The sequence below is a fragment of the Aliidiomarina celeris genome (assembly GCF_003316875.1).
Taxonomy (GTDB): domain Bacteria; phylum Pseudomonadota; class Gammaproteobacteria; order Enterobacterales; family Alteromonadaceae; genus Aliidiomarina; species Aliidiomarina celeris.
The window spans coordinates 412,999-427,708 of the sequence record NZ_QMIL01000001.1 but is presented as its reverse complement, the minus strand read 5'-3'; the positions used below and the strand labels follow the sequence as shown (position 1 = coordinate 427,708).

The window sequence follows — 14,710 nt, the reverse complement described above, 5'->3', positions numbered from 1 at the left end:
AGCGAGACTAAGGGTAAGCTACACGCGATGAAATACTAAAAAGGTCTATAAAAAAGCAAAAAAAGTATCTATTGTTGTGGGCTTACCTTTTTGGGGTAGAACGAGCGTGAATTCAACAGCGCGACTTAATGAAAGACACCCTGAATCAGAATAATAAAATGAATAATGACGGGACGGTAAAGTAAATGACGACTAACACAGTGAGCCGCGGTTCTTGGGGTTCAAAAATCGGCTTTATTTTTGCAGCTGCGGGTTCAGCGGTTGGCTTAGGCGCAATTTGGAAATTTCCTTACATTGCAGGCGCGAATGGAGGCGGGGTGTTTCTGCTGGTGTACCTTGCCTGTGTGTTCACTGTAGGCGCTATTATGCTTGTGTCGGAAATGATGATCGGGCGGCGCGCGAATAAGTCGGCAACCTCAGCGTATCGGGCTTTGGGTGGAGGAAAATGGCATTACGCCGGTTGGATTTCAGTCCTCTGTGTGTTCCTTATTCTCGGGTTTTATTCCGTTGTTGGAGGCTGGTCTATTGCCTACCTTTTTGAGTCGATTCGCGGCGATATCTTGGTAACAGACGGCGCGCTACTCGAGCAGAAGTTTAACCGTTTTATTGGCAATCCGGTGGCATCGCTTTCGTACACGCTGGTGTTCTTGGGTATTACGGTAAGCGTGGTTATTGCCGGTGTTCAGTCTGGGATTGAGCGCATTTGTAAAATTCTAATGCCTGCACTGTTCATTATGATGCTGTTCTTGGTGGTGCGCAGTTTAACCTTGCCGGGCGCAATGGAAGGCTTGTCGTATCTTCTTACGCCTGACTGGTCGCAATTTAGTGTGCGTATGGTACTCGACGCGCTAGGGCTTGCCGTATTTTCACTGTCGGTTGGTGGCGGCCTAATGATTGCTTATGGCTCTTATCTTGGCCCGGAAACAAGGGTAGTAAACTCAGGCCTTTGGATTGTGTCGCTCGCCATTTTAGCCGCAATGCTGGCTGGGCTTATGATTCTGCCGGCGGTATTTGCGTTTGGTGTAGACCCTTCGGCGGGTCCAGGATTAACCTTCATTACTATGCCTGCTTTATTCGCACAAATGGCAGGCGGTCAGTTCTTCGCAATTGTGTTCTTCTTGCTGTTGCTCTTTGCGGCTATTACCTCGTCTATTTCTATCCTTGAGCCTTCGGTGGCCTTCCTCATCGACGAGTACAATATTCCGCGTAAAAAAGCGACGCTTATGGTGGCAATAACGAACTACATCATTCTTGGCGTGCCAGCTGCGTTGTCGTTTGGCGTATTTTCTGGGGCTTTACCCTTGGTTGGCAAGAACCCGTTCGACTTTATGGACTTCTTAGCCTCGAATATTCTCATGCCCATAGGCGGTATGTTGGCGGCAATATTTGTTGGTTGGAGAATTTGGCCGGAAATTAAAGCGATTCTTGAAAAAGAAGTTCCAGCATGGAGCGTTATGGTATTTCGCTTTGTGGCCGGCATAGTTGCCCCAGTGCTCATTTTAGCGGTTGGTATTATGTTAGTTACTCAATAACGTAAAGAAACCGAGAGTGAAAGAGCAGCGCTTATGCGTTGCTCTTTTTTTTACGCGCATATTTTCTACCAGTGCAGAGCCGAAAAACTTGGCTTGTTTTTTGCTTCTTAATTTCGAAGCAAAATCAGCAAAGGGAACGCTAAGGAGTAGCCATGCTATCGGTTCAAACCAATAAGTATCATTTAATGGTGCAGCGCGCACAAAACCAAGCACAACATGAACTCGACACCAGTTTTAAACGTTTAAGCTCTGGAAGCCGCATTAACAGCGCTGCAGATGATGCTGCCGGCTTACAAATTACTGACCGTTTGTCGAAAGCTATAACAGCCGGACGGCAAGTGAACCGCAACCTCGCAGACGGTGTTAGTTATGCACAAATTGCAGAAGCGGGGCTGAGTCAAATTACCGACACGCTGCAACGAATGCGGCAGCTCAGCGTGCAAGCGCAAAATGGCGTGAATAGCGCAGAAGATAGAGCTGCTTTAGACAAAGAGTTCCAGCAGTTGAAAGCACATATCGACTCTGTGGCGTTCGGAACTGTGGCTTTTCAAAAGCTCCCCTTGGTAGGTAATGACGATATTTCCTCCGACGTTCCACGTATCGATGAACTCTTACAGCAAGGGGTTACTATTGGCCTGCCGTCGGGGCTTCGTTCTATCGCTTATATTCCCGCTGGCTCTGAAGGGCTCAGTTTTTTGTTGAACGACAACGGCGCGAATGACGATATTCAGGTTTTCTCGCGCGACGGTAAACACTTGGTGGGCTCGCCACTCTCGGCACAAACGTGGTCGGCGAATGGCATCAGTGTGCCGGCCGACTTACAAGATAATTTCTTTTTTGTAGAGAACGGTTATTTAGCCAACCCAACTTACGATGATAGCAACCTTAATCAAGCGGGTACGTCGAATTACAACGGCATGGAGTTTGTTTTTAGCGGCGATTCGAACCCGACTTCTTTAGTGGAGACGTTAACGATCGACCGTACCACAGAGCCGCTGATTGTTTCGGTGATTGGTTCCGGTTTTTTTAATATTACCGGTGACTGGACAACTATTGGCGAGCAGACCGCGCAAGGCCTCGGTGGACTTGATACGGGCAGTGTGCGGATAACTTCGAGTTTACGCCTAGAAAACGAGAGCGATTATAACGAAATTATGAATACGCCAGCCACGGTAAAAGCGCTTGGATTAAGCGATGTAAGTGTTGATAATCCGGAAGCTGCTGCCGCCGCATTGAGCGCAATGGACCGGGCCTTAGCGAATGCAACATCGAAGCAGAGCTATTATGGGGCGAAGCTGAATCAAATGCAGTCGGCACAGCGCTCTGCCACAATGGCGGTTGAGTCTACTTCTAGTGCGCGGTCTCGCATTCAAGACACCGATTTTGCAATTGAAACGGCGAATTTGGTGAAAAACCAAATTTTAAATGACACCAGTTTGGCAGTGTTGTCACAAGCGAACGCTATTCCTGAGCAAATTTTTAGCCTGCTGTCGGCGAGTACAAATCGAGGGTAGTGATGACAACTTCTGTAGTGTCGATGTTACGCCAGCCGAACCGCTCTATGCCCGAGCAGTTACGAGCCATGGCGGAGCTGTTAGAGCGGCAGGCGGGTGAGGGTGTCGAAAAAGACGCCTATGGAAAGGGTGCGTTGATTGAACAATTCGAAACTGAAGTTGCGAAGTTGCTCAATAAGCCCGTTTCAGTTTTTCTTCCGTCGGGAACCTTGGCGCAGCCCTTGGCACTGCGAATCTGTGCAGACCAAAAGCAGAATGCGAACGTAGGTGTTCACCCAAGTTCGCATTTAGAATTGCATGAGCAAAATGGGTATCAAGAATTGTGGCGTTTGCATGGGGTACTCATTGGCGCTTCAGACAAACCATTTACGTTAACCGATTTGCAACGAGCGCATGCACAGCAACCGCTTGCTGCGGTGGTTTGGGAGTTGCCGGCACGGGAGCTTGGGGGGCAGTTACCAGACTGGCATGACTTGGTAGTGCAAACTCAATGGGCGCGCCAGCAGGGAATTTGGGTCCATTTCGACGGTGCACGGTTGTGGCAATGTGAAGCCGCGTATAATCGCTCACTTAATGAAATTGCAGGCTTGGCAGACTCTATTTACGTAAGCTTTTACAAAGACTTGGGTGGGATAGCAGGTGCCATGCTACTCGGCCCTGCAGATTTTATAGAGAGCGCTCGTGTGTGGGCGCGCAGGGCGGGTGGCAACCTCTATTCGGTGTATCCTTACCTGCTTGCTGCGCAATTGGGCATGCAAGAAAACCTCGAAAGTGTAGCCAGTGCGGTGCATTATGCGAAACAGCTTGGACAAGCTTTAGCGCGGCTCCCTGGCGTTGACGTGCTGCCGTCACCCCCGCAGGCAGCGATGTTTCATCTTCATATTGAAGCGGACAAAGCGGATTTAGAGCAAGCGATGAGCGTTTATAAACAACAGCACAATATTGAAGTGTTACAAGCGCCTCGAGCCAGCCGGCAAGTCAATGGTGGCAACATTCAAATTATCGAAGTTCCTGTAGGGCGCAACGCTATGGCTAAGCCGGTTGAGTTTTGGCAGCGGCATTTGCAAGCACTGTTGAATAGCCTTCCGGCATAAATAGGAATCAAAAAAATAAGCTGCGCACAGGGCGCAGCTTATTGGTTTTGCCTACAGGGCAGCTATTTGAAAAGCTTACGTCGAATAGCAAGCAGGCTGAGGCCGAGTAGAATCCAAAGCGAGGTAGAGCTACTGCTTTTCGGTTTCGGCTCTTCTTGGTTACCATCACCGTCGTCGCCATCGTCGCCACCATCGCCACCATCGCCACCATCGCCACCATCACCGCCATCGTCGTCTAAAATGGCAGGTCCGACAGGGTCAACAATAGTGCCGTTCTCTGCACCATCGGCGTCACCGTCGCCACCGTCGGTTAAGGTTAGTGTTACACGGTTGCCGTCGATCACCGCTGACTCCATTTCCACAAAGCCCGCGCTGTCGCTGTATTTGAAAATGCGGCTTCCGGTTGGCAGAGCAGAAGGGTAAACCAATTCCACAGTAATGCTGTCGCCAGGGTTTAGGTTGACTACTTCGTAGCTTACTAAGCTGTAGGGGAAGTCGTAGTTGTCGGGGCGACCGTCTTGGTTGCTCGCCTCGTCTGGGTCAATGAGCGCAATATTACGGAACTCACCCGTGTCTGTACCCATCTCCATATGATTACCGGCGCCTAAGCTCACTGAGGCTTCGGTCGCGTCGTAGGGCGACGTATCGGTACAATCACTAATACCGTCACCGTCACTGTCGAGGCTGTCGTCGAGCGTAGTCGAGGTAAAGCTCGCTTGCACGCCGCCCACAGTAAGTACGGTAGTGGTTTCCGCAAGGCAGCCAAAAGCGGAAATATGACGCACACAAACCGTTTGGCCGTTTTCAATTTCACCACTCACATCGGTAAAGTCGCCGTCACAGCCAATGGCATAGTCGCCATTGCTTACCGAAATGCTGGCCGGCGCTTCAATACCAGTAATTGAAACGGTATTTGAAACAACGGGCTCAAGAATCGCCACGTCGTTTTGTGGTTCGAAGCTGAATGGGTCGGGCGTGGTGTCCGGTTCATAGTCTGGATCAAACATTGTGCGGCTGACAAAGTCGCCACTTACGCCACCGATGGTGAGTGTAGTGGTCGTTTCGGTGTCCCAGTCGTCGGCACTGGTATGGCGAACACAAATGGTTTGCTCATTTTCAATGCTGCCGCCGGCACTGGTAAAGCTTGCGCCACAACCAATAGAGTATTCACCGCCACTGACTGTAACTGGTGCAGGTGCGTCAATACCGTAAATGGTAACTGCATTTGAGGTTACCGCTGTTGATCGTGCCATATCGAGCGCAGGTTCGAATTCGAACGGATCGGGTGTGGTGTCTTCCACAGGCTCGCCATCGTTGTCGCCAAGTAAGCGTACTGCCGCCCAAGAAGCAACGCCGTCTTGAATATTTTCTTGGTTATAGGCACCGGTTTCACCCACAAGCACAAAGCGACCTTGTGGGTCTTGTGTTAGCTTTTGTCGAGTGAGCGGATTATTGTTGGCAAACCCAAATACTTCTTGCACACGAATGCCGTTGTTGTTGTCATCCACTCCTTCGTCGAAACTGAGCACTGGCGTTAAGTCTTCAATATTCCACAGGCCAAACGCGGTGTGGTACACAATATTCCAGCTCGACGTGCGGCCCACCCAAGTGACGGCGGTGAGCAAGTGCTCATCGTTTACCTTATAAATTTGTCCGCCTTCACCAATGCTAAGTTGCGTTAAACCCGCTTCTGGAAGCGCTTGCGTCATGTTCGGGCTTTCGTTAACAAGCTCCCCGTTGCTGTCGTAACGCTGAACCTTTGCAGATTGTCCTTGGGAATTAGCGACAATGGTGGCGAACCCATTATCGGCAAGCGCTGCAAGCCGGTGAACTTGGCCGCTCGGGAGTTCCAATATGCCGTCGTTGCCAAAACTAGCAACAAGCTGCCCGCTGTCGTCATACTTCAGCACGAGCCGGCCGCTGGTTATTACGTAATAGTGCCCGTCTTCGGTTTGCACAATGTCGGCACCGTTTCTGTCAACATCCGGGCCAGTACTGCCGTCAATGCCAAAGCTGGTGTCGAGAGTTCCGTCCGGTAAAAAGCGGCTTAACCCTTTTTCGTGGTGATAACCCACTAACAACCGGTTGTCGTCGTCGACAAAAAGTGCAGGGGTAAGGGGTAGCCGATTATCGACATCAGCATAGCTGCCGCCGTCGCCAAAGCTGGTGTCGAGTGAGCCGTCGAGGTTAAACTTTCGAAGCACACCGTTAAGGTAGGATGCTTCACCGACGCCGAACACTTTGTTGCCGTCGCGGCTAAAGGTAGCGGCGTAAAGAAAAGAGCTGTCTGTTACACCTTCGCCAACATAACTGCCGTCGGCGGCAAACCGAATAATAACCATTTTACGCTCGGTGCTAAAGCTTCCACAGTCGTCACACGCTATTTCGGTGGTGCCCACAATAGTAAAGGAGCCGTCGTTGTTTACATGGGCGGCAAAGGTAGGATGGTTCCAGTTTCTAAAGCTGTCGGGTTCAAGCCCCGAATGACGATATTCCAGTAGGGTTGAGCCGCTTCCTGCGAGAGATTGATCAAGGTCTGAGGGGCTATTAAAGGCAAGGGCGTTCGAAGACATCATAAAAAAGCTACAACTTAAAGCGAGAGCTCCGACACTTGTGCGTTTAATCCCCGTAAGGGGTGTTTTTAACATTATATTTCTCCACAAGAGGTAGACATCAGGTACAGCTACTTTAGTTATTAGCCTGTTTGGAGCAGTAATGTGAGGGCCTCTAAAGGGGGTTGACAAAACAATTTTTGCTTAAAGCCTGATGGTTTGATTCAATAATTCGATTAAGCTATTCGCTAAAATTGACTGCACTTTTGTTGATTTAGTGTCTATGGTGTAAGAGTAAATTTATAACGTATTGAAAATTTTTGTTTTCAATGTCGACAATTGTATTCCAAATTTGCAACAACTGGAGAATAGCATGGACAATAAAAGCGACAATGCAGGTAAGTGCCCGGTTATGCACGGTGGCAACACTCGTGTAGGCGGCAGCGGCACCATGAATAAAGACTGGTGGCCTGAGCAACTGAACTTGAAAATTCTTCATCAGAACGACAAAAAAGCGAACCCTTTGGGAGAAGACTTTAACTACCGCGAAGCCTTCAAAAAGTTGGATCTAGCCGCGGTTAAGAAAGATCTTGCCGACGTAATGACCGACTCGCAAGACTGGTGGCCAGCAGACTACGGTAACTATGGTCCATTTATGGTGCGTATGGCATGGCACGCAGCCGGTACTTATCGTACAGGCGACGGCCGTGGTGGCGCGGCAACCGGTAACCAGCGCTTTGCGCCGATCAATAGCTGGCCAGATAACGGCAACCTCGACAAAGCGCGCCGCTTGTTGTGGCCCGTGAAGAAAAAATACGGAAACAGCCTTTCATGGGCTGATTTGTTCGTGCTCGCCGGCAACGTTGCGATGGAGAACATGGGTTTCAAAACCTTTGGTTTCGGTGGCGGTCGTGAAGATATTTGGGAACCAGAAGAAGACATTTACTGGGGTGCTGAAACTGAATGGTTAGCCACCAGCGACAAGAAAAACAGCCGTTATTCTGGTGATCGCGATCTAGAGAACCCATTAGCAGCCGTGCAAATGGGCTTGATTTATGTAAACCCTGAAGGGCCAGACGGAAATCCAGACATTCTTGCTTCAGGTCGCGATATTCGTGAAACCTTTGCACGTATGGCAATGAACGATTACGAAACCGTAGCACTCACTGCGGGTGGCCATACTTTTGGTAAAGCACATGGTGCGGGCGACGCCGGCCTTGTGGGGCCAGAGCCGGAAGCTGCGCCAATAGAAGAAATGGGCTTTGGCTGGAAGAGTGCTTATAAATCAGGTAAAGGCCGTGACACCATTACCAGTGGTATTGAAGGTGCGTGGACACCAACGCCAACCACTTGGGATCACACTTATTTCCAAGTGTTATTTGAGAATGAGTGGGAACTTACTAAGAGCCCAGCGGGTGCAAACCAGTGGGTACCTAAAACGTTGAAAGACGAGCACAAAGCACCAGATGCCGAAGACGCTGATATGAAAGTGGGCATTATGATGACCACTGCCGATTTGGCCATGCGTGAAGACCCTGAGTATCGGAAAATTTCAGAGCACTTCTATAAAAATCCAGAAGAGTTCGCAGACGCTTATGCGCGTGCGTGGTTTAAGCTGACTCACCGTGATATGGGGCCTAAGTCGCGTTATTTGGGTCCAGAAGTGCCAGAAGAAGATCTAATTTGGCAAGATCCAGTGCCAGCAGTAGACCACGACTTAGTGGATGCCAACGACATTGCTGAATTGAAAAAAACTATTTTAGGTTCTGGTTTGTCAGTGTCTGAGTTGGTGTATACCGCGTGGTCTTCGGCCGCTACATTCCGCGGTTCGGATTGTCGTGGTGGTGCTAATGGCGCACGTATTCGCCTAGCTCCGCAAAATGGTTGGGAAGTAAACCAACCCGAACAGCTGAAGAAAGTGTTGGCCACCTATGAAGGTATTCAACGCGACTTTAACAGCGCGCAGTCGGGCAACAAGCGTGTGTCGCTAGCCGACCTTATTGTGTTAGGTGGTTCCGCGGCGATTGAAAAAGCAGCAAAAGACGCAGGCTATTCAGTCGACGTGCCATTCGCGCCAGGCCGTACCGACGCAACTGATGAAATGACAGACGCAGAGTCGTTCGATGTGCTCGAGCCCATTGCCGACGGTTTCCGTAACTATCAGAAGAAAGATTACACAGTGTCTTCTGAAGAGTTGTTGCTTGATCGTGCGCAACTGCTCACGCTAACCGCGCCAGAAATGACGGTGTTAGTGGGCGGTATGCGTGTGTTAGACACTAACTTTGGTGGCACTAAGCATGGCGTATTTACCGACCAACCGGGTAAATTAACCAACGACTTCTTCGTAAACCTCACGGATATGGCTGTGGAGTGGAAGCCAACGTCTGACGCGGCGAAAGAGTTTGAAGCGCGTGACCGTAAAACGGGCGCAGTGAAGTGGACTGGAACTCGGGTTGACCTTGTGTTTGGTTCAAACTCACAGCTGCGTGCTATTTCTGAAGTGTATGCCCAAGACGACGCCGGCGAGAAGTTTGTGAATGACTTCGTGAACGCTTGGGTAAAAGTAATGAACGCGGATCGTTTCGACCTTAAATAGGTTCGATTAGTGTTCGTATGAGAAAAAGCGCTTCCTCGGAAGCGCTTTTTTTGTTGCAGCCAAAGAAATGTTTTTACCTGAGAATAGGGATCGTTATAATGCCTGCACCTTGGATGCTAAACACAAACAAAGGAGACTGCCGCGAGCCCTTGTAAACTCGTGTCTTGTCTAAACAACCTATGGATTATTCACTATTTGATTTTCTTCAATTAATCGGTGCACTGGGTATCTTCATTTTTGGTATGAAGATTTTCAGTGAAGGTTTACAAAAAATCGCAGGAAGTCGCCTCAAGGGTATTTTGAGCGGCATGACAAGGAACCGGGCAACCGGTGTGGTCACTGGATTAGCCACAACAGCGATCACCCAGTCGTCTACCACCACCACGGTCATGGCGGTAAGTTTCGTAAACGCGGGCTTGCTTACCTTTGTACAGTCGACCGGTGTTATTATGGGAGCCAACATTGGCACCACTATTACCGCTTGGATGGTGGCGTTATTTGGCTTTAAGTTCCAAATCACTCCTATAGCCTTGGCTGTTATTGGTATTTTCTTTGCCTTTTTGTTTTCGGGTAACAACCGCTTACGCAATATTGCTGAAACCATGGTTGGTTTTGGTATTTTGTTTATTGGCTTAAACTTTATTAAAGACGGCGTGCCGGACATTAATAGCAATCCTGAGTTGTTCGCCTTCCTCGACGCTTACACCGACTATGGCTATTTGTCTCTGTTGTTATTCGTGTTAGCCGGTACGATTTTAACCTTGTTAACGCAGTCGTCTTCGGCGGCAACCGCAATTACCTTGGTTATGCTTTTTGAAGGCTGGATAAGCTTCCCGATAGCCGCAGCTATGGTTCTTGGTGAAAATATCGGTACCACAGTAACGGCTAATATTGCGGCGTTAGTGGGCAATACACAGGCCAAACGAGCAGCACGATTCCATTTCTTCTTTAATGTCATTGGCGTGATATGGATGCTGCTGATCATTTACCCATTCTTAAATGCAATGGACTTTTTGATCCAGTATTTCACCGACTCTACAGTGTCAGTGATGTCGATTAGCGACGAAGGGCGTTCAAACTCAACCTTAGCGTTGTCGTTGTTCCATACCTCGTTTAACGTACTCAACGTGCTGTTGTTGATAGGCTTTGTGCCATTACTGGTGCGCTTTGTAGAGTACATTCAACCCGAGTCTGGAGAAAAAGAGAGTTTCCACTTGCGCTATATCAGCGGTGGTCCTATGAGTTCTCCGGGTATTGCGGTAGAGCAAGCGCATAAGGAAATTCAAGAATTCTCGGAAGTGGTTGAGCAAATGCACAACTCGCTGAATGAGCTGTTGTTTGATCCGAAAGCAGACCGGGAAAAGCTACTCGATAAAATTCGCAAATTTGAAGAGCTTACCGACGAGTTCGAAGTTGAAATCTCCGACTATTTGGTACGCGTTACAGAGCACACCAACATGGAGCATGAACTCACTGAACGTATTCGGTTCATGCAGACCATGATTAACGATTTGGAGCGTATTGCAGACATTTACTATCAAATTTCTAAGCTCACTGAGCGTTTAGAAGACGGTAGTACCGGCTGGCCTGAAAGCGCACTTACAGAAATGTCGCGTATGATGGAAGCCGTGGGTGCCGCGATTTACGCAATGCGAGCAAACGTGTCGCGTGAGCCGGATGACGTGGTGCTCAACGACGCAATTCGCTTAGAGCAGGTGATAGACAAAGTGCGCGACGAAGGCCGCGATAATCACTACGGTCGATTAGAAGCAGGTGAATATGCTGCGCGAGCAGGTGTTACCTTTATCGATATTCTAAACCGTTTAGAGCGCATTGGTGACCACATTCTCAATGTGAACGAGTCGGCAGCAGGCCGTCGATTAAAAGCCATGCGCATAGAAGGCGACCGCGACTAAGGTTTAGCTTTTTGTGAATGAAACAAACCGCCTTCGGGCGGTTTGTTTGTTTTTAAAGAAAGTGATATTAAAGAGGGTATTAAGTTACAAGGTGTTTTCAAAACATTAAAATAATAAGACGAACATTATGAATGCACACACTTTTCCATCTATTGCTTTAGCCGCAGTGAAAATGATTCCCCGGCTGCCTCGCTTTCTTCGTTCAAATTTAAAACTGGCGCGGGCAAAACATAGCGATATTGGCTCTACTGCATTGTTTTTAGAAAAGGCCGCGGCAGCCCACGCTGAGCGTGATTTTTTGGTGTTTGAGAATGAGCGCTACAGCTACGGTCAGTTTAATCGTTGGGCGAATCAAATTGCGCGGGTGCTGGAGCAAAAAGGTATTAAGCGTGGCGACTGCGTGGGGATTCTATTTGAGAACCGACCGGCGTTGCTCGCCTGTGTATTTGCGGTAAATAAGCTTGGTGCTATTGCCGGCATGCTGAACTTTAAACAGCGTAGCGAAGTGCTCGAGCATAGCGTTAATCTAGTGAAGCCAAAACTTGTTATTGTTGGCGACGAATGTGCCGAAACATGGCGCTCGGTCACCACTCCTGAATATGCAAGCTTGCCAAGGCTGCGTGTGGCCGATGCAGTTACGGTGCCAGTAACTGACGCCGACGATTTGATGGCGCTTGCTGCGCAATGTGACGAGCATAACTTGCCTTACAGCCAAAGCATTTGTTTAGGTGAAACCTGTTATTACGTATTTACCTCGGGCACCACAGGCCTACCTAAAGCCGCAGCAATGACTCATTTGCGGTGGTATAAAGCGGGTGTGGGGTTTGGTCAAATGGCGTTGGGATTAAAAGGATCGAAAGGTAAGCAGCACGACACGCTCTATTGTGCATTACCGCTCTATCATAATACTGCCCTGGCAATTTCATTGAGCTGTGTTGTGCTCACTAGCGCTACCCTAGCATTGGCTCGCAAGTTCAGCGTAAGCCAATTTTGGCGAGACATAGAAAAGCACCAAGCTACATGTTTTTCTTATATTGGTGAGGTGTGTCGTTATTTATTGCAGGCGCCTGCTGCTTCTCAAGACTCAAACAAAAGTATTCGCGCTGTTATTGGTAATGGTTTGCGCGCCGAAATTTGGGACGATTTTCAGCAACGTTTCAATATTCCGCGTATTTGTGAGCTCTATGGCGCGAGCGAGGGTAACGTTGGCTTTGTGAATGCGTTTAATTTAAAGCGAACGGTGGGATTTTCGCCGATGACCTTTGCGGTGGTGCAATTCAACGTTGACACCGAAGAGCCTGTGGTAACGAACGACGGCTATTGTCAGCGCGTGGTCAAAGGTGAAGTTGGGCTATTGCTTACAGAAGTGTCGCGTAAAGCACCGTTCGACGGCTATACCAACAAAGAAGCGAACCAAGCCAAGCTTTTACATAATGTATTTAAACCGGGCGACTGTTGGTTTAATACGGGTGACTTGGTGCGCGATCAAGGTTTTCGCCATATTGCGTTTGTGGATAGGGTGGGTGACACCTTTCGTTGGAAAGCCGAAAATGTGGCAACAACGGAAGTGGAAGCACAAATTCAAACCATATCAGGCATTCAAGAGGTTGTAGTGTATGGTGTGCAAGTACCCAATGCCGACGGTCGGGCCGGTATGGCGTCTTTGGTTGTGGCGCCCGAGCAAGCGTTTAACCCTGTTGAGTTTTATCAGGGGTTAAAGGCCAAGTTACCGGACTATGCCATTCCACTGTTTCTCCGATTAAGCCCTGAACATGAAGTAACCACAACATTTAAAGTAATGAAAACACAGCTAAAACAGCAAGGTTACCGGGTGGTGAACGCACGCGAGCAGGTTTTTGTACTGCTCGACAAAGCGCTCGGCTACGAACCCCTTAGTACGTCTTTACTACAACGGATCGAGCGCGGCCAGGTGCGTTTTTAAGGGCTCAATAATGACGCGTTCCAGAGGTGCCAGAGCGGAGTGAGGATTGGTGGTAACCAACGCGCACGCTTCCGAGAGCAGCTCCGGATGTTCAGCAAGGAGTTCCAGCAGTACCCAGTCGTTCCATACCGAATGAAACCCCCAGTCGGGTTGATCAATTTCACAGCTTGGCATGCGGTAATGAAAAGTGGGCCTTGGTTTTACTAGGGGGTCAGAAACCACAGCTCTCAGTCGTTTTTCGTCGACATGCATAAACAATGGCAGTAAGTCCAAGGGCCGATTACGGGTTGGATTGTGTGCGAGGTAATCATCGATGAGTTCAGTCATGTTCGGTGCATAGTCTGAACTCAACACGAGTGCTTGGTAGTTGTCGGGGAACGGCTCAATATAGGTACTCATACGGCGGGAAATGTCAGGATTAATTCGGCTTAATAACCATTCGTACAAGCACAGAAAGCTTTTTAAATAACGCGTAATAAAACTTGCTGTAAGTGCGGGCAGCTCCGGGTTTAGTTGCAGGCCAAACGCGTAAGTGAGCTTTTTCGACGAGCCTTCAGCGCCAGCTTCGCGTAATTGCTGTATTAATACTTCCAGCGGTGGCAGCGCGCTGAGTGGCAGTGGTGGACTTACAACTTCTATGGGGACCACACCTTCAGACAACCAAGCTAAACTTTTTTCTGCCGCCTCAAGCAAGCGATTGTCGTTATTTGTTCTGCCCATTTGTTTGAGTAATGCAAAGTCGAGTTCAATAACCCAGTCTCCGGCAGGATCACCGCTAAAGCCATATTCGTAACGGCCTTTTTGCTTAACCCGTATCGAAGCGTGTATGCCCTCCAGCCATGCCTTAAGAACGCGCTGCGCGGTGTGTAGAGAAAGTCCACCAAATTCAATTTCTACACCGACTTTGCGCAGCCGAGATGGCTCATTGCTTGGCGTTCCGGTGGTGTTTGGGCTAGGGAAATTCCGTAATACGGCCATTGGTTTTACTCCTCGGTTATGCAGGCTTGCTCGCGATGGTTGGGGCGAATTCGATAAACCCATGCAATGTCGCCGTTTTTCAGTGCGTAGCGATCGCGCTGGTATTTTACGCTAAGTCGCTCATAGCGGTCTAAACGCTTTAGTTGGCGCGATGTTGCGTAAAAAACTAAACCCTCTGTTTCTGCATTGGAATCGGCACATAAATCTAAACCTTGGCGGCGAAAGTCGGGTAAAATTGCCGGCTCGGTGGGAACGTAAGCCCGCATAATTAGTGTGCGTATAACAGGGTTTGTGAGCGTACCAAAGGCGAACACTCGGTGCGGGCCATGCTGACTATAGTCCTTCGACTCGGTAAATTGAAAGTTGTAGGGGTTTACCCACACCCACCAGAGGGTGAAGACAAAGAGCAGTAGAACAAGAAGACTGAGCATAATGCGCAACGGTTTCTCCAGCTTTAAGGTAGTAACGCGATTTACCTGACGAATAGATTCAAATTTTATATTTGAAAGCGTATCATGAACCCTTACAAAGAATTAACAATTAATGCCCAAAAGCCTGTCAAGCAGGGTTGTTTTCAGGCGTTAAT

At 48.9% G+C, this 14,710-nt stretch carries 9 protein-coding genes; 6 read left to right on the top strand and 3 right to left on the bottom strand.

Annotated features, from left to right (window positions below; genetic code table 11):
* The first annotated feature begins 185 nt into the window (after window positions 1-185).
* The 3 genes from DQW12_RS01985 to DQW12_RS01975 all read left to right on the top strand — a co-directional run bounded on the left by DQW12_RS01985 (window position 186) and on the right by DQW12_RS01975 (window position 4,140).
* On the top strand, window positions 186-1,532 hold the full coding sequence (locus DQW12_RS01985; RefSeq protein ID WP_113906052.1) for a sodium-dependent transporter: 1,347 nt from the start codon (window positions 186-188) through the stop codon (window positions 1,530-1,532).
* A gap of 152 nt (window positions 1,533-1,684) precedes the next feature.
* The gene (locus DQW12_RS01980; protein ID WP_113906050.1) at window positions 1,685-3,046 is read left to right on the top strand and encodes a flagellin N-terminal helical domain-containing protein; all 1,362 of its coding nucleotides are present in this window, start codon (window positions 1,685-1,687) and stop codon (window positions 3,044-3,046) included.
* A gap of 2 nt (window positions 3,047-3,048) precedes the next feature.
* The gene (locus DQW12_RS01975; protein WP_113906048.1) at window positions 3,049-4,140 is read left to right on the top strand and encodes a threonine aldolase family protein; all 1,092 of its coding nucleotides are present in this window, start codon (window positions 3,049-3,051) and stop codon (window positions 4,138-4,140) included.
* A gap of 62 nt (window positions 4,141-4,202) precedes the next feature.
* Here the strand turns inward: DQW12_RS01975 and DQW12_RS01970 are convergent, their stop codons facing one another.
* Window positions 4,203-6,716, bottom strand: coding sequence for a choice-of-anchor U domain-containing protein (locus DQW12_RS01970; protein WP_157957823.1), 2,514 nt, complete (start codon window positions 6,714-6,716; stop codon window positions 4,203-4,205).
* Window positions 6,717-7,065: 349 nt separating this feature from the next.
* Here DQW12_RS01970 and katG point away from each other — a divergent pair, with 349 nt between their 5' ends.
* From katG to DQW12_RS01955, 3 genes are all read left to right on the top strand, one after another.
* Window positions 7,066-9,288 (top strand): catalase/peroxidase HPI, encoded by a 2,223-nt coding sequence (gene katG / locus DQW12_RS01965; RefSeq protein ID WP_113906045.1) that lies wholly within the window; start codon window positions 7,066-7,068, stop codon window positions 9,286-9,288.
* A 179-nt stretch (window positions 9,289-9,467) separates the two neighbouring features.
* A complete protein-coding gene (locus DQW12_RS01960) occupies window positions 9,468-11,204 on the top strand; it encodes a Na/Pi cotransporter family protein (RefSeq protein WP_113906595.1) in 1,737 nt (578 codons plus the stop codon).
* A gap of 127 nt (window positions 11,205-11,331) precedes the next feature.
* Window positions 11,332-13,146 carry a long-chain-acyl-CoA synthetase gene (locus DQW12_RS01955; RefSeq protein ID WP_113906043.1) on the top strand — a complete coding sequence of 605 codons (1,815 nt, stop codon included), beginning with the start codon at window positions 11,332-11,334 and terminating at the stop codon, window positions 13,144-13,146.
* On the opposite strand, the gene DQW12_RS01950 is transcribed toward DQW12_RS01955, so the two are convergent.
* A complete protein-coding gene (locus DQW12_RS01950) occupies window positions 13,111-14,124 on the bottom strand; it encodes an amidoligase family protein (protein ID WP_157957822.1) in 1,014 nt (337 codons plus the stop codon). The two genes, DQW12_RS01955 and DQW12_RS01950, sit on opposite strands and share 36 nt — an antisense overlap.
* Window positions 14,125-14,129: 5 nt before the next feature.
* Window positions 14,130-14,555 carry a gamma-glutamylcyclotransferase family protein gene (locus DQW12_RS01945; protein ID WP_157957821.1) on the bottom strand — a complete coding sequence of 142 codons (426 nt, stop codon included), beginning with the start codon at window positions 14,553-14,555 and terminating at the stop codon, window positions 14,130-14,132.
* Between the last annotated feature and the right edge of the window lie 155 nt (window positions 14,556-14,710).

Excerpts from the sequence above, each read along its gene's own strand:
- DQW12_RS01985 (WP_113906052.1), top strand. The coding sequence starts at position 186 with ATGACGACTAACACAGTGAGCCGCGGTTCTTGGGGTTCAAAAATCGGC.
- DQW12_RS01980 (WP_113906050.1), top strand. The coding sequence starts at position 1,685 with ATGCTATCGGTTCAAACCAATAAGTATCATTTAATGGTGCAGCGCGCA.
- DQW12_RS01975 (WP_113906048.1), top strand. The coding sequence starts at position 3,049 with ATGACAACTTCTGTAGTGTCGATGTTACGCCAGCCGAACCGCTCTATG.
- DQW12_RS01970 (WP_157957823.1), bottom strand. The coding sequence starts at position 6,716 with ATGATGTCTTCGAACGCCCTTGCCTTTAATAGCCCCTCAGACCTTGAT.
- katG (WP_113906045.1), top strand. The coding sequence starts at position 7,066 with ATGGACAATAAAAGCGACAATGCAGGTAAGTGCCCGGTTATGCACGGT.
- DQW12_RS01960 (WP_113906595.1), top strand. The coding sequence starts at position 9,468 with ATGGATTATTCACTATTTGATTTTCTTCAATTAATCGGTGCACTGGGT.
- DQW12_RS01955 (WP_113906043.1), top strand. The coding sequence starts at position 11,332 with ATGAATGCACACACTTTTCCATCTATTGCTTTAGCCGCAGTGAAAATG.
- DQW12_RS01950 (WP_157957822.1), bottom strand. The coding sequence starts at position 14,124 with ATGGCCGTATTACGGAATTTCCCTAGCCCAAACACCACCGGAACGCCA.
- DQW12_RS01945 (WP_157957821.1), bottom strand. The coding sequence starts at position 14,555 with ATGCTCAGTCTTCTTGTTCTACTGCTCTTTGTCTTCACCCTCTGGTGG.